The organism is Egicoccus sp. AB-alg2 (genome assembly GCF_041821065.1).
Taxonomy (GTDB): Bacteria; Actinomycetota; Nitriliruptoria; order Nitriliruptorales; family Nitriliruptoraceae; genus Egicoccus.
The window spans coordinates 129184-150685 of the sequence record NZ_JBGUAX010000003.1 but is presented as its reverse complement, the minus strand read 5'-3'; the positions used below and the strand labels follow the sequence as shown (position 1 = coordinate 150685).

General features: G+C 71.3%; 19 protein-coding genes. 3 read left to right on the top strand and 16 right to left on the bottom strand.

The window, feature by feature from the left end; genetic code table 11:
* Positions 1 to 62: 62 nt before the first annotated feature.
* The 3 genes from sucD to ACERM0_RS05930 form a co-directional block, all read right to left on the bottom strand.
* Entirely contained in the window at positions 63 to 953 is an 891-nt protein-coding gene (gene sucD, locus ACERM0_RS05940; RefSeq protein ID WP_373677626.1) for a succinate--CoA ligase subunit alpha, read from the bottom strand.
* 69 nt (positions 954 to 1022) lie between these two features.
* Positions 1023 to 2204 carry an ADP-forming succinate--CoA ligase subunit beta gene (sucC, locus tag ACERM0_RS05935; RefSeq protein ID WP_373677625.1) on the bottom strand — a complete coding sequence of 394 codons (1182 nt, stop codon included), beginning with the start codon at positions 2202 to 2204 and terminating at the stop codon, positions 1023 to 1025.
* An 85-nt stretch (positions 2205 to 2289) separates the two neighbouring features.
* Positions 2290 to 2685 carry a cobalamin B12-binding domain-containing protein gene (locus ACERM0_RS05930; protein ID WP_373677624.1) on the bottom strand — a complete coding sequence of 132 codons (396 nt, stop codon included), beginning with the start codon at positions 2683 to 2685 and terminating at the stop codon, positions 2290 to 2292.
* 204 nt (positions 2686 to 2889) lie between these two features.
* On the opposite strand from ACERM0_RS05930, the gene ACERM0_RS05925 reads away from it, so the two are divergent.
* Positions 2890 to 3405 carry a hypothetical protein gene (locus ACERM0_RS05925; protein ID WP_373677623.1) on the top strand — a complete coding sequence of 172 codons (516 nt, stop codon included), beginning with the start codon at positions 2890 to 2892 and terminating at the stop codon, positions 3403 to 3405.
* 46 nt (positions 3406 to 3451) lie between these two features.
* Here ACERM0_RS05925 and ACERM0_RS05920 read toward each other — a convergent pair whose 3' ends face one another.
* The 3 genes from ACERM0_RS05920 to ACERM0_RS05910 form a co-directional block, all read right to left on the bottom strand.
* Positions 3452 to 3913 carry an SRPBCC family protein gene (locus ACERM0_RS05920; protein WP_373677622.1) on the bottom strand — a complete coding sequence of 154 codons (462 nt, stop codon included), beginning with the start codon at positions 3911 to 3913 and terminating at the stop codon, positions 3452 to 3454.
* Between the two features lie 104 nt (positions 3914 to 4017).
* The gene (locus ACERM0_RS05915) at positions 4018 to 7281 is read right to left on the bottom strand and encodes a UvrD-helicase domain-containing protein (protein ID WP_373677621.1); all 3264 of its coding nucleotides are present in this window, start codon (positions 7279 to 7281) and stop codon (positions 4018 to 4020) included.
* Between the two features lie 226 nt (positions 7282 to 7507).
* On the bottom strand, positions 7508 to 8884 hold the full coding sequence (locus tag ACERM0_RS05910) for a S8 family serine peptidase (RefSeq protein ID WP_373677620.1): 1377 nt from the start codon (positions 8882 to 8884) through the stop codon (positions 7508 to 7510).
* A 273-nt stretch (positions 8885 to 9157) separates the two neighbouring features.
* On the opposite strand from ACERM0_RS05910, the gene ACERM0_RS05905 reads away from it, so the two are divergent.
* On the top strand, positions 9158 to 9871 hold the full coding sequence (locus ACERM0_RS05905) for a hypothetical protein (RefSeq protein WP_373677619.1): 714 nt from the start codon (positions 9158 to 9160) through the stop codon (positions 9869 to 9871).
* A 64-nt stretch (positions 9872 to 9935) separates the two neighbouring features.
* On the opposite strand, the gene ACERM0_RS05900 is transcribed toward ACERM0_RS05905, so the two are convergent.
* The 7 genes from ACERM0_RS05900 to ACERM0_RS05870 all read right to left on the bottom strand — a co-directional run bounded on the left by ACERM0_RS05900 (position 9936) and on the right by ACERM0_RS05870 (position 18170).
* Entirely contained in the window at positions 9936 to 10562 is a 627-nt protein-coding gene (locus ACERM0_RS05900; RefSeq protein ID WP_373677618.1) for a DUF4870 domain-containing protein, read from the bottom strand.
* Positions 10563 to 10801: 239 nt separating this feature from the next.
* Positions 10802 to 12175 carry an ABC transporter substrate-binding protein gene (locus ACERM0_RS05895; protein ID WP_373677617.1) on the bottom strand — a complete coding sequence of 458 codons (1374 nt, stop codon included), beginning with the start codon at positions 12173 to 12175 and terminating at the stop codon, positions 10802 to 10804.
* A 185-nt stretch (positions 12176 to 12360) separates the two neighbouring features.
* Positions 12361 to 13527, bottom strand: coding sequence for a branched-chain amino acid ABC transporter permease (locus ACERM0_RS05890; protein ID WP_373677616.1), 1167 nt, complete (start codon positions 13525 to 13527; stop codon positions 12361 to 12363).
* A 40-nt stretch (positions 13528 to 13567) separates the two neighbouring features.
* The gene (locus ACERM0_RS05885; protein WP_373677615.1) at positions 13568 to 14467 is read right to left on the bottom strand and encodes a branched-chain amino acid ABC transporter permease; all 900 of its coding nucleotides are present in this window, start codon (positions 14465 to 14467) and stop codon (positions 13568 to 13570) included.
* Entirely contained in the window at positions 14467 to 16458 is a 1992-nt protein-coding gene (locus tag ACERM0_RS05880; protein ID WP_373677614.1) for a long-chain fatty acid--CoA ligase, read from the bottom strand. Before ACERM0_RS05880 ends, ACERM0_RS05885 begins: the two co-directional genes overlap by 1 nt.
* Complete coding sequence (locus ACERM0_RS05875; RefSeq protein WP_373677953.1) at positions 16455 to 17339, bottom strand: ABC transporter ATP-binding protein; 885 nt, start codon at positions 17337 to 17339, stop codon at positions 16455 to 16457. Before ACERM0_RS05875 ends, ACERM0_RS05880 begins: the two co-directional genes overlap by 4 nt.
* Before the next feature lie 48 nt (positions 17340 to 17387).
* Complete coding sequence (locus ACERM0_RS05870) at positions 17388 to 18170, bottom strand: ABC transporter ATP-binding protein (RefSeq protein ID WP_373677613.1); 783 nt, start codon at positions 18168 to 18170, stop codon at positions 17388 to 17390.
* A gap of 374 nt (positions 18171 to 18544) precedes the next feature.
* Between ACERM0_RS05870 and ACERM0_RS05865 the strand changes: the two genes are divergently transcribed.
* On the top strand, positions 18545 to 19849 hold the full coding sequence (locus ACERM0_RS05865; protein WP_373677612.1) for a PucR family transcriptional regulator: 1305 nt from the start codon (positions 18545 to 18547) through the stop codon (positions 19847 to 19849).
* Positions 19850 to 19935: 86 nt separating this feature from the next.
* Here the strand turns inward: ACERM0_RS05865 and ACERM0_RS05860 are convergent, their stop codons facing one another.
* From ACERM0_RS05860 to ACERM0_RS05850, 3 genes are read right to left on the bottom strand one after another with little or no spacing between them, the layout of a single operon-like run.
* Positions 19936 to 20508, bottom strand: coding sequence for a hypothetical protein (locus ACERM0_RS05860; protein ID WP_373677611.1), 573 nt, complete (start codon positions 20506 to 20508; stop codon positions 19936 to 19938).
* Positions 20505 to 20912, bottom strand: a complete 408-nt coding sequence (locus ACERM0_RS05855) for a hypothetical protein (RefSeq protein ID WP_373677610.1) — start codon at positions 20910 to 20912, stop codon at positions 20505 to 20507. The genes ACERM0_RS05860 and ACERM0_RS05855 overlap by 4 nt, the downstream gene beginning before the upstream one ends.
* Positions 20912 to 21478 carry a hypothetical protein gene (locus ACERM0_RS05850; protein ID WP_373677609.1) on the bottom strand — a complete coding sequence of 189 codons (567 nt, stop codon included), beginning with the start codon at positions 21476 to 21478 and terminating at the stop codon, positions 20912 to 20914. The genes ACERM0_RS05855 and ACERM0_RS05850 overlap by 1 nt, the downstream gene beginning before the upstream one ends.
* Positions 21479 to 21502: the final 24 nt, after the last annotated feature.

Sequence of the window (21502 nt, the reverse complement as noted above, 5' to 3'; positions counted from 1 at the left end):
CCGGCGCCCCGGCCGAGCATCGACCGGGGCGCGGGTGCAGCAGGGCGGCGAAGGCCCGGGAGCTAGGCGTTCAGGCGCTGGATCATCAGCTGGGCGGCCTCGGAGGGGTTCATGGCGACGGCGATGCCGTAGCCCTCGAGGATCTCCTTCTTCTCCGCCGCGGACTCGCCGCTCGGCCCGCCTTCCTTGACGATCGCGCCGGCGTGGCCCATCTGCTTGCCCGGAGGCGCCTCGAAACCGGCGATGTAGCCGACCACCGGCGTGTCGGGGATGTTGTCGCGGATCCACTCGCCGGCGATCTGTTCCTCGGAGCCGCCGATCTCGCCGACGAACGCGATCGCCTCGGTCTCCGGGTCGTCCGCGAAGGCCTTGATGACATCGAGGAACTGCGTGCCGATGACCGGGTCGCCGCCGATGCCGACACAGGTGGAGATGCCGATGCCGGCCTCGTTCAGCTCGTGCATGATCTGATAGGTCAGCGTCCCCGAGCGCGACACGAGCCCGACCTTGCCCGGCTGGGTGATGTCGGTCGGGATGATGCCGACGTTGGACTTGCCGGGGCTGATCAGGCCCGGGCAGTTGGGGCCGATCAGCCGGACGCCGCCGCGGCGCACGACCACGTCGAACACCTCGGTCATGTCGTGGACCGGCACCCCCTCGGTGATGGCGACGATGGTCTGGATACCGGCCTCGTAGGCCTCCAGGATCGCGTCCTTGGTGAAGGGTGCGGGGACCATCACCATCGAGGTGTTGGCGCCGGCCTCGGACACGGCCTCCTTGACGGTGGCGAAGACCGGGACGTCGAGGCCCTCCCAGGTCGTGCCGCCCTTCTTCGGGTGCGTGCCGGCGACGACCTTGGTGCCGTAGGCCTGGTTGCGCTTGGCGTGGAACGTGCCCTGGGACCCGATGCCCTGGACGACGACCTTCGTGTTCTCGTCGATGAAGATGCTCACGAGTTGCTCCTCACGCCGCTGGTGGGCGTTGTCGGCACCCCGTGCCCGGGGTGCGGCTCGTCGGTCGGCTCAGGCCTCGCTCGCCAGTCGGACGGCCTCGGCGGCGGCTTCCTGCATCGTCGGCCTCGACACGACGCTGGGCAGGTCCGCCTCCTCGAGGATCCGGCGGCCCTCCTCGGCGTTGGTGCCGTCGAGGCGCACGACGAGCTTCTGTGGGAAGTCCCCGAGGCGCTTGGTGGCCTCCACGATGCCGTTGGCGACCTCTTCGCCGCGCGTGATCCCACCGAAGATGTTGACGAACACGCTCTTGACGTCGGGGTCCTTGAGCACGAGGCCGAGGGACTCGGCCATCGCGTCGGCCGACGCGCCACCGCCGACGTCGAGGAAGTTCGCGGCCCGCCCGCCGTTCTGCGCCACGACGTCGAGGGTGGCCATCACCAGGCCGGCGCCGTTGCCGAGCACGCCGACGTTGCCGTCGAGCTTGACGTACTGGATGCCCTTGGCCTTGGCCTCGGCCTCCAGCGGGTCGTCGTTGTCGATGCCCTCGATCTGCCACTCCTCGTAGCCGTCGTGGCGGAACGCGGCGTTGTTGTCGAGCGTGACCTTGGCGTCCAGCGCGATGATGCGCCCGTCTTCGGTCTTGATGAGCGGGTTGATCTCCGTGAGGGTGGCGTCCTCGGCGAGGTAGGCGTCGAAGAGCTGCACCAGCAGGTCCGCGGCCTCATCACGGACGTCCTCGGGCATCTTCGCCTCGGACATGATCTCCCGCGCGAGCTCGCGGGGCAGCCCGTTCTCGCGCTCGGAGGGCAGCACGGTGCGCTTGACCACCGCCTCGGGGTTGGTGCGGTTGACCTCCTCGATCTCCACACCGCCTTCCTTCGAGCAGATGATCAGCTCGCCCTTGTTGACGCGGTCGTGCATCACTGACAGGTAGTACTCCTCGGCGATGTCCGACGCGGGCTCGATGTAGACCACGTTGACGGTGTGGCCCTTGATGTCGAGCCCGAGGATGTTGCCGGCGTGCTCGCGGGCGGCGTCGACCGAGGGGGCGTACTTGACCCCGCCGGCCTTGCCGCGACCGCCGGTCTTGACCTGGGCCTTGACCATGACGGCCGAGGCCCCGTCCTGCTCGATGTAGCGGCGTGCGGCCGCCTCGACCTCGTCGACGGTGCGGCAGGCGGTGCCCTCCGGCGGCACGGGCACCCCGTTGCGCCGGAACAGCTGCTTGCCCTGGAACTCCACGAGGTCCACGGAGGGCCTCCTCGATCAGGTGTACGGAAAGGGGCGGGAAGAACGAAGCGCCGCGTCCCTGGCGGGCGCGGCGCGTCAGGCGGGCTCAGACACGTTCGGGGACGTTGCCCTTCACCCAGTCGGTGATGGTCTTCATGGGCGTGCCGGGCGTGAAGATCGCCGCGATCCCCTGCTCCTTCAGCAGCGGGATGTCCTCCTCGGGGATGATGCCGCCACCGAAGACGACGACGTCGTCGGCGCCGGCCTCGCGCAGGAGCCGGGCCACCTTCGGGAACAGCGTCATGTGCGCACCCGAGTGGATCGACAGGCCGACGGCCTGCGCGTCCTCCTGGAGGGTGGCGCTGACGATCTGTTCGGGGGTCTGGTGGAGGCCGGTGTAGATGACCTCCATCCCCGCGTCGCGCAGCGCTCGCGCGACGACCTTGGCACCTCGGTCGTGACCGTCCAGCCCGGGCTTGGCCACGACGACTCGGATCGCCATCGTCGACTCTTTCTGTTCGCGTCTGCGCGGGCCCTGGAGGGATCGCCACCGCGGCGCCGCGAGCTCGTGGGTGTGGCGCCTCGTCCCGCGCGCCGCACGTCCCGGCGAGGATAGTCGGCACCTGGCAGGACCATCCAAGCCGCCCCGGGCGAGCGTCCACCCCGCACCGGGCCCCGGTGCTGCGGCGGTACCGTTCGCCGCAGCATGGGCGACCCGAGGCAGACCGGCCAGCGGCCGGAGTTCGGCCCCTCCGGCTACCTGCCGGAGCGGGCGTCGAAGCGTGCGCGCAAGATCGTGCTGCGCGCGCCGCTCGGCCTGCAGTGGGTGGTCGCGTCCGTCCTGGCGGGGCTGGTCGTCGTCGCCGCCGGCGTGCTGTTCCTCCAGCGCAGCGGCGAGCCGCCACCGGCCCCGTGGACACCGGTGGGCGAGATCGACGAGCTGGCGGCGAGCCAGCCGCTGGACGACCTCGACGCGGTGCTGGTGGCCGCCGGCGGGCGGATCCGGGTCTTCGCCGACGCAGCCGGGGTCGCCTACTGCGAGCCGTCCAACCGGCTCGAGGACGGCGCGCGGGTCTGGAACCTGACCGGCCGCGGTCTGGGCGGCGCGGCGTCGCTGGCGGAGTACCCGACGATCGTGCACGACGGCACCGTCTACGTGGACGCGACCCGGACCGTGGCAGGTCCGGCGCCCTCCTCGGATGCCGCCGAGCCGGCCTGCTGACCCGGCCGGCTGGCCTGGCCGGGCCGTCGTCGCCGGGTCGGACGCGTCAGACGCGGGCGCGCACGTGGTCGTCCAGTCGCGCGAGGGTCTTCTTGATGCCCTGGAGGTTGTGCCGCGGGTAGCTCGACAGGTCGAGCCAGACCTTGGTCAGCGCGCGCGACCAGTCGAAGGTCTCCGTGACGAGCGTGGCCGGCCTGCCGTCGTCGGTGGTGGTGTCCTCGAGTTCATAGCGCCACCGGTGGCCGTGGAAGTGGCGCCAGGCGATGCGGCGGCCCTCCTCGAACTCCACGACGGTGTTGAGGATTCGGTAGGGCACGCCCACCTTCATCGACATCCCGAACCTGGCGCCGAGGTGGAGACGCTCCGGCCCGCCCGACTGCACGTCCCGGACCGTGCCGGATCCGTCGATGACCGGATGCATCGCCGGGTCGGCCAGGACGTCGAAGATCGCCTGCCGGTCGGCCTCGATCACCCGACTCGCCGACACCTTCCGCGTGCGCTTCGACACCCGCTGCTCCTGCCTGTTCCGACGTCCGTCGCCTGCGGGTTCGGCACCGTAGCCAGTGACGGTTCGGTGTCCGACGCCGACGTTCGGCACGAGGCCGGTGTGGGTCAGGTCTTCACGAGTGGGGCGTAGGCCAACATGAGGTGCTTGCGGCCGGCCTTGTCGAAGTCGACGGTGGCCTCGGCGCGTTCGCCCTCGCCGGTCAGCGAGGCGATGGTTCCCGGACCGAATTTGGTGTGCAGCACCCGGTCGCCCGGCCGGAACTCCTCGCCGGCGACCTCGAGGAGCTCCTTGTCGCGGCGACGCGACGCGGCCGACGTCGCGCGGGTGGCGCCGCGACGTTCGACGAGGTTGCCCGGCAGCTCGTCGAGGAACCGCGACGGCGGGTTGTACGAGGTGCCGCCCCACAGCGTGCGGTGGTCGGCGTGCGTGACGTACAGCCGCTGCTGCGCGCGGGTGAGCCCGACGTAGCAGAGCCGGCGCTCCTCTTCCAACTCCGCGGTGTCGTCCAGCGAGCGGACGTGCGGGAAGACCCCGTCCTCCATGCCGACCAGGAACACGACCGGGAACTCCAACCCCTTGGCGGTGTGCAGCGTCATGAGTGTGACGGTGCCGTCCTCGGCGTCCTCGAGCTCGTCCTGGTCGCTGACCAGGGTGACGGACTCCAGGAACGTCTCCAGCCCGGCGATGCCGGTCGCCCCGTGCCCGGGGCGCGAGGGATCGGAGCCGCCGCCGCGCTCGTGCACCTCGGTGGCGACCGACTTGAGCTCGCGCAGGTTCTCCTCGCGACCCAGTGCCTCGACGGTGCGTTCGGCCTGCAGCTCGCGCAGGTAGCCGGTCCGGTTCCAGATCTCCTCGATGAGGTCCGGGACGGCGAGGTCGTGCTCAAGCGCGGTGCGCAGCCCGTCCAGCAGGTCGACGAACGAGGTCACCGCGCCGATCGCCCGGGTGGCCAGGCCCTGTACGTGCTCGGCCTGGCGGCACGCCTCGAGGAAGCTGATGCCCTCGCGCCTGGCGTGCCAGTCGACGGCCTCGACGGTGCGGTCGCCGACCCCGCGGCGGGGGGTGTTGACGACGCGCCGCGCCGACACGTCGTCGTCGGGGTTGACCAGCAGGCGCGCGTAGGCGAGGACGTCCTTGATCTCCTTGCGCTCGTAGAAGCGCACCCCGCCGATCACCCGGTACGGGATGCCGACGCGGATGAACACGTCCTCCAGCACACGGGACTGGGCGTTGGTCCGGTAGAAGACCGCCGCGTCGTCGAACGTGAAGCCCTCGGCCCGGAGCTTCTCCAGCTCTTCGGCGACGAACGCGGCCTCGTCGTGCTCGTCGTCGGCGTGGTAGCGCACGACCGGTTCGCCGAGCCCCTGGTCGGTCCACAGGTCCTTGGGGTAGCGCGAGGCGTTGTTGCGGATGACCGCGTTGGCGGCGTCCAGGATCGTCTGCGTCGACCGGTAGTTCTGCACCAGCGGGATGACGGTCGCGTCCGGGTAGTCCCGCTCGAAGTCGAGCAGGTTCTGCACCGTCGCACCGCGGAAGGCATAGATGGAGTTGTGCACCAGCATGCTGTTGGCCACGTACGTGTGCGTGTCCGCCACCTCGAGGTCGTAGACGGGCCCGTCGTGGAACCCGACGTCGACGTGGTCGACCGTTGCCTCGACGAACTCTTCCTCGCGCTCGAGGAGCACTTTCATGCCGGGATGCACGTGCGACAACGGCACGACCGGCCACCTGACGCCGTCGATCTGTGCGCGGCGCACCACGTCGATGCCGCCGTCCGCGGCGATCTGTCGCGCGAGGGTCAACGCCGCCTCGTACGACTTGCGGCTGGTCTCGATCTTCCAGCCGCCCTTGCCGTTGTCGCGGACCCGGTGCCCGGCCGCCCGGAGACGGTCGGCCATTTCCTGGCGGTTGGAGCCCCATGTGACGCGGTGCATGCCCACTTCGCCGTAGCGGTGGTCCTGGTACATGACGACGTTGACCGTCTGACGTCGCCTGCCCCCGCCTGGCCGATAGTGCGGAAAGTCGGGATGCAGGCACAAGTCGGCCATGAGGTCCTTGGCACGACGTTCGGTGTCGACGCGCCCGAAGAGCTCCGCCAGCCGTTCGTCGCTGATGGACAGATTGCGGCCCTCGGAGTGGAAGCACATCGTCGGCAGTCCGTACTCCGCGGCGAAGTACGACTCCCAGAAGGTGGCCTCACCGACGTCGTCACAGACCTTCAACACCCAGGCAGCGTCGGCGCGTTCCTGATTGACGCGGACGCGCAGGCCGACCTCGACCTGCTTCGACGTCGCCGGTCGCACGGCCTTCGTACGGCCGATCCGGTAGCCGCGGTCGGCGCGATACATCAGATAGACGAGATGCCGGTCGTGCAGGTCGTTGGTGAATCGTGCCAGGACCATGTGGTGCGGGGTGCCGACCAACAGCTGGCCGCCGACGTGCACCCGCCAGACCGGTCCGAGATAGCTGCCCTGCATCACCTTGGTGACCGGGCGAGCGACGGCTTCGTGCGTACCGCCCGTGCCGAGGACGACATCGCCCTCCTGCACCTCCTCGACGGGTACGGGTCCGCGAATCGTGGAGATCGGCGTGCCCGGCACGAGACACTGGTCGTGGTCACCGACGACCATGATGTTGCGGTTCGCGGCCGCGAGCAGGTTGACGAGGTGGTACTGGGCGCGGTTGGTGTCCTGGTACTCGTCGACCATCAGGTACTGGAAGCGCTGCTGCCAGTGCTCGAGCACGGGGTCGAACAGCTGGAAGATCTCCACCGTCTTGACGATGAGGTCGTCGAAGTCCAGGGCGTTGGCCCGCAGCAGCCGGTCCTGGTAGGCCTTGTAGACGTCGGCGATCTGGATCTCCGGCCACGCGCCGGCACGTGACGCGTAGGTCTCGTGGTCGACCAGCTCGTCCTTGGCGTTGCTGATCGCGTGCTGGATCGCCCGGGGCGACAGCCGCTTGTCGTCGACGCCGAGGTCCTTGGCGATCTGCCCGATCAGTCGCTGGCTGTCCTGCGCGTCGTAGATCGTGAACCCGCTGCGGTAGCCCAGCCGGGTCAGCTCGCGCCGCAGGATCCGCACGCACGACTTGTGGAACGTGGTGACCCACATCCGGTCCGACAGCCGGTCGCCGACGAGCCCACCGACCCGCTGGGCCATCTCGCCGGCGGCCTTGTTGGTGAACGTGATAGCCAGCAGCTCGAACGGGCTCACGTGCCGGTCGCGGATCAGGTGCGCGATGCGGTGGGTCAGCACGCGGGTCTTGCCGGACCCCGCTCCGGCGACCACCAACACGGGGCCGTCGACGGTCTCCACGGCGTCGCGTTGCGCCGGGTTCAGACCTTCGAGCAGACGGGGATCGGCGGACACGGTGAGCCTCGGACGACGACGGCACGGCAGCCCCGACGGCGTGCCGGGGTCGAACCACCGAGGGTAGTGCAGGCCTCCGACATCCCGGCCGCGTGTCTACAGCCCGCACCACGGTCCACCGAGCCGCGAAGGGGTACGGCGGCGACGCGAGAACGGCCCGGGACGGCGGAGTCCCGGGCCGTTCTCCCCCCGCGTGGGAGGTCCTTGCCGTGCGTGGCGCTGCGGTTCAGCCGCGCCCGCGCCCGGGTGCCTGGCCGGAGCGGCCGGGGTGGCCACTGCTGCGGGCCGGTTCCCCGGCGGCGGTGCGGACGGCGGCGACGGCGTCGACGAGTCCGGCGCCCTGCTCGAAGCCCGAGTCGCCGTAGCTGGTGGCGGTGGCGACGAGGATCTGCTCGACCTCGGCCGGCGTCAGCTCCGGCGCGACCTGCAGGACCTGGGCGGCGATGCCGGCGATGTGCGGGGCAGCCATCGAGGTGCCCGACAGGCTGCTGTAGTACAGCGGGTCCGGCGACGCGGTCGCGCCGGTGGCGCAGACCGGCAGGGTGAGCCGGCACGCCGCGATGATGTCGACGCCGGGGGCGGCGAGGTCCGGCCAGGTCTCCGGACGCGTGGCGTCACCGCGTGACGAGAAGCTGGCCGTCTCGCCGTCGCGGGTACCGGTGCCCTGGTCGTCGTAGGCGGCGACACAGATCATGCCTGGGGTCGGGTCGACGCACTGGATGCTGGTCGACTGCGTGGAGCCGTCACCGCCCGAGTTGCCGGCGGCGAACACCACCACGACGCCTTCGTCGATCAGCGCCCGCACGACCCGCGGGATCGCACCGTCGGGGTTGTAGTCGCCGGCGCTGCCGCCCCAGGAGTTGTTGACGACGCGGATGGTCGGCGTGACCGTTTCGTGGTTCTCCAGCACCCAGTACAGCCCCTCGAGCCCGGAGTGCATGGAGATCAGCGTCCCACCGCTCACGCCGTGGATGGTGGCGCCGGTGGCGGCGCCGTGGAACCTCCCGGACGACGCGGTCCCGTCCCCGGCGACGATCCCGGCAACGTGCGTGCCGTGGCCGCCGAGGCTGAGCGTGTCGGACTCCGGGAACGGGATCGCGGTGCCGCCCAGCACGCCGAGCGACGGCACGACCTTCACGTTCTCGCCCGTGCGAGCCTCCAGGTCCGGGTGCCAGCCGTCCACGCCGGTGTCGACGACGGCGACGCCCACGCCGGTGCCGTCGACGACCTGACCGCCGATGGTGACCTCGCCGTCCAGGAGTTGCTGACCGCGGGTGGCGACGTGGGAGGAGTCGGTGAAGGTCTCGATCGGGGCGTCGTGCTCCAACCGGATGACGCCGGGTACGTCCGCCAGCCCCCGCAGCGCGTCGGCCGGCCCCTTCGCAAGCAGGACGTGGATCCGGTCGTAGCGGCTGACGAGATCGACGCGGGCGTCGACGGCCTGGGCCGCGGCGTCCACGTCGGCGTCCTCGTCGAGGATGACCAGCACGGTGGCCGTGCCGGTCAACTGCCGTACGGCGTCGTCGACGATCGTGGTGGTGACACCGGTCACGGTGCCGACGCCGCCGAGCATCGGGCCGAGGAGGCCCCCGACGGCGAACAACGAACCAGCGGAAAGGGAAGCGAGTCTCCGGCGCACGTGGGGCTCCAGGCGTTGGTGGCAGCGGATCTGCCGGGCTCAACGCCGGTGCGTGCGTCCGGTGACGCGCGCGGACTAGTCCCGACGCCACCGTGCGCTGCTCGCAACCTCGACGGCGCTCGGCCGCGCGATCTGGGCATAAGTCCGGCTTTCGCTTCGTGGGTCGCCGCCCAGGGCGTCGGGCCGGCCCTTGCGTCGTGACCGACGTGGCGGTTGCACATGACGACAGGACCGGGGTTGAACCGAAGGTCGTGGTCCCGACGGGTCGGGCTGCTCGCGCTCGCCGTGCTGACGCTGAACGCGTGCGACAGCGGCCCGGACCCGTCCCGTGCGGTGACCGAGCCGGCGACTGCTGCCACGGCACCGCTGTCCGACGCCGGTCGCCCGGCCACGAGGCCGGACACCGATGCCGGCACCTCGGACGCGGCACCGCAACCCGATGCCGGCGCCTCGGACGCGGCACCGCAGCCCGACCTCGCCGTCCTCGAGGAGGCCGCTGACCTCGAAGTCGGACGCGAGTTCCAGCAGCGGTTGCTCGCTGCCAGCGAGATCGGCGAAGACGACCTCGACGAGGCGATGCGCGCCGCGACCGACTGCATGCGCCAGGCCGGTGTCGACGCGCGCTACCCCGATCCGGACGGCGTGGGCATCACCTCGCTGACGCGGCCACCGGATCCGGGCTACGCCCTCAGGGTGTATCCCGGCGTCGACGAACAGGCGATGTACGACATCGTCAGGCGGTGCGAGCGGGCGTGGTCGTCGCGGGTGAAGGCACGCTGGGAGGCCCAGACGTCCGCCAGCCACTCGGCCGCCGACGAGGCGGTCGCCTTCGACGCCGCGATCGCCTGCGCCCGGGAGCAGGGCCTGGTTCGCGACGACCCGCCGAGCCTGGCGGACGCGTACCGGGGTATCGCAAGGGGCGGCTGCCGGCCGTGGGAGGCGATCGAGTAGCCGACGTCAGTCCGCCGCGCGACCCTGTGGGCCGCGCGGCGGAGCGGGTCGGCGGCGGGCGCCGTCAGCGCACGAAGCGGATCGTCATCGGGTAGCGGTAGCCCTCGCCGTTGGAGGCCTTGATGCAGCCGACGATCGGCAGGATCAGCCAGAGCAGGCCGAGCGCCGCACCGAGCAGGCCGATCGGGATCAGGCCGATCCCGACGGTGAGCAGGCCGATGGGGAAGGCCGCCACCACCAGGATCACCCCGTAGAGCGCCACCGACAGGTTGAAGTTCAGCGACTCCTTGCCGTGGTGGTCCACGAACGGGTGCTCGCGCTTCAGCAGCCACACCAGCAGCGGCCCGATGATCGGCAGCCCGACGAAGGCGAGGTAGGCCGAGGCGTGGGCGCCGATGCCCCAGCCCCGGATGTCACCGGGCAGCCCGGACGGGTGCGGCTGCGGCTGGCCCCAGGCAGCACCGTAGGGGCCACCCGGCTGCTGCCACCCGCCGGCCGTGCTGCCGGTCGGCGCGCCGGCGCCCAGTTCACCGGGTCCGCGGCCGGCGTCCTGCCAGGCCGGCTCGCCGGTGCCCGAGTCCCAGACGGGGCGTTCCTGCCCGGCCGTCGGCCCGGCGGCAACGGCCGTCCCGCAGACCGGGCAGGTGGTCGCGGTCGACTCCAGGCTCGCACCGCAGTTCTGGCAGGTCACCGTGATTCCTTCTCGAGGGAGGCCGGCACGCGCCGGCCCGGGGGGTTCTTGGGTCGAGTCCTACTGTCCCAGTGTGCGCCGGCCCCGACCATCGGGGAGCACCCTTGGACGGCCCTGACCTCGCCGCCGGGCGCTCAGGGCCGACGCCGGCGTCCGACACGCCGCTGGGGCGGCCCGAAGGCCGCCCCAGCGTTGCGCTCCGTCGGGTCCCGCGTCACGGGCACCCGACGTGCCTCGACTCAGGTGCCCGAGCAGGGGGCGCTGTAGTCGTACTCGTCGGCGGTCGGGCCGGTCACGCCGGTCTCGACCGTGCGCAGACGCAACGGCTCGTCCGCGTCGGGCTGCGAGATGACGGCCGTTCGCACGGCGGTCTCGTTGGCGTCGCCACCGAGGGTCCGCTCGGGCAGGGCGCCCTCGTAATCGACGGTCAGTCCGTCAACGGCCGCCCGCAGGCCCTCGCGGGTCAGGTCGCCGTTGGCGGCCGCCTGCTCGAGCAGCGCCTTCATCGGGTACGACCAGATCCAGCCGAAGGTGAACCCGTCGTTGCCCGGCAGGTTGCCCTCACCGAGGAACTCCTGCATCGCCTGGTGCGCCTCGGACTCGCCGGTGAAGGCCTCCCACGGACCGACGTGGGTGAAGGCAGCCTCCAGGGCCTGTGCGGCCGCCGACTCCATCAGCGCCGGGTTCCAGGTCGGCACGGAGCCGATGAACCGGCCGTCGAAGCCGTTGGCCATCGCCCCACCGACGATCTCCGCGGTCTCGGCCGGGCCGGTGGCGATCACCACACGGTCGGCGCCGCCGCTGACGACCTGGCCGACGGCGGCGTCCTGCGAGCCGACGACGGCGTTGGGAGCGGTCTCCACGAAGCCGAGGTACTCGATGTCGTTGGCCTCGGCCCAGGCCTGCACGCCAGCCGCCGAGTCGCCGCCGTAGTCACCCGGGTAGCCCACGGCCATGACCGAGCTGATCTCGCCCTCGTTCTCGCTCGACCAGTCGAGCGCGATCTGCGACTCGATGCAGTACGAGTAGCCGGAGTTCAGGATCAGCCCGTAGTCGGCGGACTCGTGGTCCCAACCCGACCACCACGACGCCGGGACGCCGAGGACGTTGTCCTCGTCCATGTCGGGCAGGATCGCCTCGGTCGGCGGGGTGCCCAGCGTCTGCGCGAGCGCGAGGACGTCGGGCTCGATCTCGCGGTACAGCTGCGACTGGGTCTGCGGGTTGTACTCGTTGTCGCGGGTGTACTCGGTCACGTTGACGTCGTAGCCGGCGATGCCGCCCTGCTCGTTGACCCGCTGCCAGAAGGCCTCCTGGCCCTCGACGATCTGCACGCCGAGCGCCGCGAACGGGCCCACCGTCAGGTCCGAGAGGATGCCGAGGTAGATGCACCCGTTGTCGGGGTTGATGCCCTCCGGGCACGGCTCCTCGGTCACACCGATGTCCGTGGCGACCTCGCCGGTCTCCTCGCCGTCACCGGTCTCCTCACCCGTCTGCTCGCCGCCGTCACCGGCCGGTGCGGCGCCGTCGTCGTCCCCTCCGCCGCACGCCGTCGCCACCAGTGCCACGGCACACAGCACGGCGGCCGAACGCCGCCATCGCCTTGTCTCCCGCATCCCTTCGTCCTCTCGTCTCGGAAGGGTCTCCCGCCGCCCACGCCGGACGGGTGGGCGGAGTCTTCGTTCGTCGCCGGTCGGGCTCGCGACTACTACGTCGATCGTAGATGCTGGTGCCCCTGCGTCACCGCTCTTTTCGTGCCCCGTTTCGTGCCGCGCTCGCCGCTCGCGTCCACGCGCCCGCCTCAGTACGAGAACGGCCACGCCTTCCAGTAGTTGCGTACCCGCAGCCACAGCCCGTAGAGGCCGCGTGGTTCGAGGACGATGAACGCCACGATCAGCACGCCGAACAGCAGCGCCTCGAGCTGGAACACGGTCAGGATCCCACCGCCGGTCGAGCCGCGGCTGATACCCGGCATGTAGTGGGCGTAGGTCTGCACGATCCGGGGCAGCAGCACGACGAACGCCGCGCCGGCCAGCGAACCCGAGACGGTCGCCACGCCACCGATGAGGATCATGGCCAGGAAGTCGACCGACAGCAGCAGGTTGAAGCTGGCCGGCTCGATGACGCCGTAGGTGATCGCCAGCAGGCCGCCGCAGATGCCGGCGTAGAACGACGAGATCGTGAACGCCAGGACCTTGGTCCGGGTGAGCGGCACACCCATGACCTCGGCCGCGATGTCCCGGTCGCGAACGGCCGCGAAGGCGCGGCCCGCCTTGGAACGCGCCAGATTGCGGGCAGCGACGGCCATCACGACCAGCAGCGCGAAGCACAACAGGTAGAACAGGTCGGCACCCTCGAACGTGATGCCGAAGAACTCCTGGCGGCGGGAGAGGTCGAGACCCCCCACGATCGGCGCCGCCGCCCGACGGCCGACACCCGGACCGCCCGTGAACGTGCGGGCCTCCTTGAAGACGTGGTCGCCGATGAACACCAGGCCCAGGGTCAGGATGGCGAGGTACAGCCCGCGCACGCGCGCCGCGATGGGCGCGACCAGGAACCCGACGACGGCGGGCACCAGCCCCGCCAGCGGCAGCCAGACCCACAGCTCCAGCCCGAGGCCGCGCAGCGACTCGGTCGCCTCGCTGCCCACGAACGCGGCGGTGTAGGCGCCGAGGCCGACGAAGAACGCGTGCCCCAGCGACACCTGCCCGGCGTACCCGGTCACGAGGTTCAGGCCGATCGCCCCGATCGCGTAGATGAACACCGTGGTCAGCAGCGTCGTCAGGTCGCGGCCGAGGAGGAAGGGGGTCGCCAGCAGCGCCGCCACCAACAGCAAGGTGAACCGCCGCTTGGCCGGGGTGTTGAGCAGCGCCTGGTCCGCCGCGTAGTCGGTGTACAGCTCCGGACGTCCGCGCAGCGTCACCTGCCGCCGGCTGCCCAGATCCAGTCCACTCCGCCGCTCGGTCATGCGCGCGCCTCCGCCGCCGTCGCTCCCGGGTGTCCGCTGCTCATACGCGCTGGACCTCCGGGGTGCCGAACAGCCCGTACGGGCGCACCATCAGCACGAGGATCATGATCACGTAGGGCACGACGACGTCGACGTTGGCCCCGACGTAGCCGGTCAGCGCGGCCGAGTTGGCCCGGGTGAACGCCTCGGCGACCCCGATGATCAGCCCGGCGATGTAGGCGCCCTTCAGCGAGTCGAGGCCGCCGAGGATGATCACCGGCAGGGCCTTGAGGGCGATGAAGGCGGTGGTGTTGTCCACGCCCATGCCGCCGCTGCCGACCATCATGCCGGCCAGCCCGGCCAGGCCGCCGGCCAGCGCCCACGACAGGCCGAACATGCGGCCGACGTTGACCCCCTGCGCCAACGCGACCTCCTGGTCCAGCGAGGTGGCCCGCATGGCCAGCCCCACGCGCGAGCGGGCCAGGAACAACCCCACGCCGGCGAACGCGGCCGCGGTGAGTCCGATGCGCCAGCCGTCGGCGACGCGCATGCGCACGTTGCCGGCGAACACGGCCGTGTCCAGACCCCACGGGTCCCCGACGGAGAGCACGTTGGAGCCGATGAGCCGGTTGGCCACGATCGTCAGCACCAGAAACAACCCGACGGTGACCATCGCGGCCGAGAACGGTGGCTCGCCCACCATCGGCCGCAGCGCGATCCGCTCGGTCACGGCGGCGATCAGCGCCACGGCCCCGATCGCGAGCAGCACCGCGATCGGGAACGGCACCCCCAGCGGTCGCACGAACAGGTAGGTGAAGTAGGCGCCGAGCACCATCAGTGCCGGCTGCGCGAAGTTGACCACGTCGGTCGCGCGGTAGATCACCACGAAACCGGCCGCGAGCAACGCGTACACGCTGCCCTGCGCGATGCCGCGCAACAGGACCGTGAGCAGATCGTCCACTACGCCACTCCCATGCCGCGGCCGGCTTCGGTGCCGAGTTCCGCGTCCACGCCGTCGTCGGTCGTCGTGCCCCGGGCCGGCGTGTGGACGTCGACGAGGTCGCCGCCGGCGTGCTCGGTCCGGTTCTCGTACATGTCGTCCACGAGGTGGCCGAACATGTCGTGCAGCGACGCGCGCTTGACCTTCTGCGTCGCGGTGAGCTCGCCGTCCTCGTGGTCGAGCTCCTTGGGGATCACCCGGAACTTGCGGATGTTCTCCACGCGGGCGAACTTCTCGTTGGTCTTCGCGATGGTCTTCTGGACCAGCTCCAGGACCTCGCGCTTCTCCGACAGGTCGCGATAGGTCGTGTACGGGAGCTTGCGGCGCTGTGCCCAGTCCCCGACCGTGTCGAACTCGATGCCGACCAGGGCGGTGAGGTAGGGCTTCTGGTCGCCGATGACGACCGCCTCCTTCACGAACGGCGAGGTCTTGAGCGAGTTCTCGATCTCCGACGGGGAGATGTTCTTGCCCCCGGCCGTGATGATGATGTCCTTGATGCGGTCGACGATCTTCACGTGCGTGCCGTCGACCCACTCGCCGACGTCACCGGTGTGCAGCCAGCCGTCCGCGTCGATCGTCTCCGCGGTCTTGTCGGGCCGGTTCCAGTAGCCGGCGAAGACACCCGGGTGCCGGGTCAGGATCTCGCCCGTCTGCTCGTCGATCTTCAGTTCGATGCCGGGCTGCGGCTCGCCGACCGTGCCGAGCTTGACGCGCCCCGGCCGGTTCACGGTGGCGACGGCGGCGTTCTCCGTCATCCCGTAGATCTCGTAGATGATGACGCCGATGCCGTAGAAGAACTTGAGCACCTCGGGCGCGATCGGCGCGGCGCCCGAGCCGGCGGAGCGGACCTTGCGCAGCCCGATGCGGTCGCGCAGGGCCCGGAACACGAACGGGTAGCCGAGCGCGTACAGCAGCCGGGTCTTGAAGGTGTGGTTGCCGTCGTTGGCGACGAGTTCGTCGCCGATCCGGTTCGCGATCCGCATCCAGAACCCGAACACGGCCCGCTTCAGCGGCGAGGCGGCGTTCATCTTGATGTGGATGCCGGCGTGCAGCTTCTCCCAGATCCGCGGCACCGCGAAGAACAGGGTCGGCTGCACCTCCTTCAGGTTGGCCTGCACCGTCTCGATCGACTCGGCGAAGTGCACGGTCACGCCGGCCTCGGCGTTGACCCATTCCGTCGCGGCCCGTTCGGCCACGTGGCACAGCGGCAGGTAGCTGAGGATGACGTCCTTCGGGCTGGCCGGCGGGTTGTAGAACCCGCCGCCCGACACCAGCGTCTGGATCGCGAACTCCACGTTGGCGACCGTCAGCATGGCGCCCTTCGGCGGCCCGGTCGTGCCCGAGGTGTAGATCAGCGTGACGACGTCCTCGTCGGTCGCCTCGTTCGCGAGCCGGTCGAGCAGGTCGGGGTGCTGCTCGCGGTGGGCGCGACCGCGGGCGAGGAAGTCGTCCCAGGCGATCAGCTTGGGATGGTCGTACTCGCGTACGCCACGCGGTTCGAGGTAGACGATGTGCTGCAACTCCGGACAGTCGGCCTCCACCTCGAGGGCCTTGTCGACCTGCTCCTGGTCCTCGGCCACCAACACCTTGCTGCCCGAGTCGCGTAGCAGGTACGACACCTCGGCGGCCGGGTTGGTGGGATACAGCCCCATGGCGATGGCTCGCAGCGCCACCGTCCCGACGTCGGCGTAGAGCCACTCGGGCCGGTTCTCCGAGTGGATGGCGACGCGGTCGCCGACGCCGACCCCCAGCGAGGCGAGCGCGTGGGCGACCAGCGACGCCTGCTCCCAGTAGTCGGCCCAGGTGATGTCCTGCCAGATGCCGTAGCGCTTCTCGCGCATGCAGACCCGCCCGGGGTCGGCTTCGGCGTGCTCACGGATCCGCGCCGGGATCGTGCGGGCGCCACGTGGCGCGCTGGCCTGCTCCGGACGGTGTTCCAGGGTCGCGCTCATCGACCCACCTCCTCTGCGGCCACGGCCTCGGCGGCGGCCGCCTCTTCCTGCAGCGTCGGCCCCTGGTCGCCCTCGCCGAGGTAGGCGCGGATCACCTCGGGGTCGTTCTGGACGTGCTCCGGCGTCCCCAGCGCGATCGGCTTGCCGAAGTCGACCACCAGCACCCGGTCGGCGAGGTCCATGACCAGGCCCATGTCGTGCTCGACCATGATCATGGCCAGGTCCAGCTCCGTGCGGATGTCGAGGATGAAGCGGGCCATGTCCTCGGTCTCCTCGACGTTCATGCCGGCGACCGGCTCGTCGAGCAGCAGCAGCTTGGGCTCCATGGCCAGGGCGCGGCCGAGCTCCACGCGCTTCTTCACCCCGTAGGGCAGCATCCCAACCGGGAACTTGCGGAACGCCTCGATCTCCAGGAAGTCGATGATGTCCTCGACGATGCGGCGGTTCTCCAGCTCCGCGTGCTTGGCCCGGCCGCGGTAGACCATCCCGGCCAGCATCCCGTAGCGCAGGTGCTGGTGGCGGCCCAGCATCAGGTTGTCCAGCACCGTGAGGTTGTCGAACAGCTCGATGTTCTGGAACATCCGCGCGACGCCCTTGTCGGCGACGACGTCGGGCTTGTTGCCCAACAGGTCCTCGCCGAGGAACCGCACGCTGCCCTCCTGCGGCCGGTACACGCCGGACAGGCAGTTGAAGATCGAGGTCTTGCCGGCGCCGTTGGGACCGATGATCGCGAACAGCTCGCCACGCTCGACGTCGAAGCTGACGCCGCCGACGGCGGTGGTGCCGCCGAAACGCAGCACGAGGTCGTGCACCTCGAGGATCGGCTGACCTTCGGCCACGTCGACCGACGTCCCCGTCAATGCCTCCGACAGTGGTCGGATCTGTGCCACGCTCGCTCTCCCGTCGCCTGCGTGCCGGTGCGTGGATGCCTATGACAGCCAGCGCTTGCGGCGCTTGTAGTGCTTGACGTCACGGAACGACGTCGCCTCGCCGTGGCGGCCGAGGTAGAACTCGCGGACGTCCTCGTCCTCGCGCAGCACGGCGGCCGGCTTGTCCATGACGACCTTGCCGGTCTCCATGATGTAGCCGTGCGAGGCGATCGACAGTGCCATGTTGGCGTTCTGCTCGACCAACAGCACCGAGGTGCCCTGCTGGTTGATGTCGACGATGAGGTCGCGAATCTGCTGCACGATCAGCGGCGCGAGACCCAGCGAGGGTTCGTCGAGCAGCAGCAGCCGCGGCTCGGCCATCAGCGCGCGGCCGATGACCAGCATCTGCTGCTCGCCGCCCGACAGATAGCCGGCCATCTGCTTGCGCCGCTCGGCCAGGCGCGGGAACAGGGTGAAGACGCGATCGAGGCTGGCGCTGATCGTGCCGCGGTCCGCCGTGTGCGCCCCAACGCGCAGGTTCTCCTCGACGGTGAACTCCGCGAACGCGCGGCGGCCCTCCATGACCTGGCCGATGCCCGTGGCCACCGTCGACGGCGCGTCCAGGCGGTGGATCGGCTTGCCGTCGAAGGTGATCGATCCCTTCGTGATCTCGCCCCGGTGGACGTCGAGCAGGCCCGTGACGGCGCGCAGCACCGTCGTCTTGCCGGCCCCGTTGGCCCCTAGCAGGGCCACGATGGCCCCCTGTGGCACCTCGAGGCTGACGCCCTTGAGCACGAGGATCACGTCCTCGTAGACCACCTCGAGGTTCTGCACCGTCAGCACAGGCGCTCCCAAGTTCCCGACCACGACGCACATCCGGGCGACGTCTGGCCGCCCGGCCGCGTTCGTGGTTCCCACGAATGCTCTCCCGGTGCGGATTGGTACCTGTTCGACGACACCGATGTCAACGCTTCTCGCCTGAAACCTCGGGACAGGTCTGGACGGGCGTCCTATCCGCCTCGTAGGATCACCGACCGTCGGTCGGGTGACCTCGTGCAATCCACGAAGCTTCGACGTCAGGGAGCGGCATGGGAGACGGTGCTCGCGCGTCCTCGCGCACACCTGGGGCACGCCGCACGAGCCCCCGTGCCGCGCCGGGTGGCCGCGCCGGGAAGCGCGCGTCGGACGGTGCCACCGGGCCGGGCGGCGAGGGCGCGGTGAACGACGGGCCGGCCGTCGATGCTGCGGCGAACGACGGCGACGCGGGCACAGCCGACCGGCTCCCCGAGGACCGCGATGTCGAGGCGGAAGCCGACGCGCACCTACCCCTGGACCTGCGGCCGTCGGCGTCACGGCCCAGCCGGCCGGTGAACGTGCCACCGGGCTGGGAGCCGATCGCCGAGTTGGCCGCGATCGTCGAGCGCCACCTCGACGCCCTGGTCGAGCGCATCACCGACTGCATCCACGACGAGATCCCGACCTACCGCACCGGCCTCGTCCCACGCGAGGACCTGCGCCACTCGGTGCGCCGCAACCTCGAGGGCATCCTGTTCGGGCTCGCCGAACACCGCCCGCCGCATCCGGAGGAGGTCGCGGTCCGCCGCGAGCTCGGCAGCCGCCGCGCCCTGCAGGGCATGCCGGTGGACGCTCTGATCCAGGCCTACCACGTCGGCTACCGCGAGCTGTGGCTCGCGCTCGTCGACGCGGTGCCCGGCGACGAACCGCAGACGGCCACGCAACTGCTGACCACGGCCACGTTGGTGTGGCAGTGGGTCCACGAGGTGGCCGACGCACTGGCGGAGTCGCACGCCTCCACGGTGCGTTCGTTGGAGGCCCGCGCGGTCGGTGCCCGGCAGCGGTTCGTGGAGTTGCTGGTCGGCGGCGACCTCGACGGCGAGGAGGTGCCCCGCCTGGCCGGTTCGCTCGGGTTCGATCCGGCCGGGGAGTTCACGGTGATGGTGTTGCGGGTGGGCGGGGACGACCTCGACGCCGTCGAACTGCAGCACACCGTCGACCGGCTGGCCGGGCGGCACGCGGTGGTGGCGCGCGGCACCCAGGTCGTGTGCGTGTCGCAGGGTGGCGAGGAGCGTGCCCTGACCACGGCGGCGCGCAACGTGTTCGCGGCGGCGGCGGTGGCGCTCGGCTCCCGGCGACCGGGACTGCGCGGCGCGCGTGCCAGCCTGACCGACGCGGAGCTGACGCTGGCCGTCACCGACGACGGCGACACCTCGACGTTCGAGGACGCCTGGCTGTGGGCGACGCTGACGGGCGCCGACGAGCGGCTGCGACCGCTGCTGGCGGACGGCGCCGACGCCGCCGGCCGCCACCCGCATCTCGCGGAGGCCGTGCGCGCGTTCGCGGACGCGGGCTTCTCCGTCAGCCAGGCCGGCCGCCGGCTGGGCCTGCACGCCAACACGGTCGCCTACCGGCTCGACCGGTGGGCCGAGCTGACCGGCTGGGACCCGCGCAGCTTCCCCGGCCTCACCCGCTCGCTGGCCGCGCTCCGGCTCGCCGGCAGCTGAACGCGCGCGGCGCCGGACCGCGCAGCCCCGGTCCAGGCATCGCGGCGATGTGCGGCGGGAGCGGCGTCGTGGCGGGTGGCGGCGGGTCAGCTGCGTCGTTCGACGAACTGCACGTGCAGTGGGACGACGCCCGCCGCACGGGCGGCGGTGAACACCGCGCGCAGGCGATGGTCGTCGTTCTCCTCCGGGAGGCGCAGCAGCGGCCGCCCGTCGCGGTCGAGCGCCGTGACGTCGACCAGCCGCAGCCAGGCACCGACGCCGGCGCCCGGCCCACGCGGGCGGCGCTGCCCCCGCTCGCGCAGCTCGAGCACCGCCACGTCCGACCAGGCGACCACGTGTCGTCGTCGACCACCGCCGACGACGAGCCCGCCCGGCTCCACCCGCCAGGCCGCGGCACGTCGCTGACGCCGCGCGAGCGACACGACCACGACGGGGCCCGCGAACAGGCACAGCCCCGCCACCACGAAGACGGCCGGCACGGGCTCGCCGAGCCGCTGTAGCAGCAGCCCGAACCCCACGCCGCCCGACCCGAGCACCACGAACGCGGCGACCAGACCGACGGCGAGCCACCGGCTGCTGCGGCGCATCCGCACCTCGAAGCCGCCGTCGGCGGTGCGGTGCACGTCCGGGCCGATCCCGCTCCCACCGATGCCGCTCACGGGGGCGACGGCCGGTCCGTGGCGTGACGCACGCGCGGTGCCGCCGCGGCCACGACGGCGCCGGTCAGCGCGGCCACCCCGCCCGCCGACAGCACCGCAGCTCCGAGCCCGGCGGCCCCGGACCCGACGGCGAGCAGGCCCTGGAGCACGCCATGGGCGGCGGCGCCGCCCGCCGCGACCTTCACGCCGGACCGGCGCGGCAGCCGGCGCCGAGCCAGGTGCCCCCCGACCAGTCCGCCCAGCAGACCCGCCAGCGCGGCGACCAGCGAGGAGCCCGCGACGAGCGAGCCGGCACGGTCGAAGCCGAACTCGGTGGCCGTCCACACCCCGGTCACGACCGCCGACACGGCGGCAGCCACGAGGAACGCCACCCCGCCGACGGTCACCGCGGCCTTCGGTCGCATCAGTCGCCGTCGAACCGGAGGGTCTGGATGATCTGCTCGATCGTCGGCTCCTCCTCCGTCAGGTGCTCCGCCGGCCCGCCGATGCGCATCTGGGCCTGGCCGTCGTCGCCGTACCAGGCGACCACGAAGCGCTCCTCGAGGGTCACGGGCTGCCCGTCGGCCTGCGTCTCGTATCGGAACGTGCCGACCTGGGCCTGGTCGGCACCGGGCAACTCCACGGAACGGGACTCCCCCGGTTCCACGTCGGGGAACTGCAGGTTGAGTTGCGCCGACACGAGTTGCAGCAGCTGGTCGAACGGCGTGCCGTCGCGCTCGGTCACCTGGAGGCGGGCGATCGGCGGCAGGCCGTCGCCGGGGTCCGGACCCTGCAGGGTCAGGTCGTCGGTGTCGATCGGCGCCACCTCCGACCAGTCGGGTGGCGCCGCCACGGCGCCGCCCTCGAAGGTGTGCTCCTCCCAGCCGTCCGGGATCGAGGCGGCCGGCGTGGTCGTCGCCGCCTCCCCCCCGCCGGTGCACGACAGGGCCAGCACGGTCGCCACGGCCAGGACCGCCCGACGGGTTCGCAAGGTCATTTCCTCGGAGCGCATGGT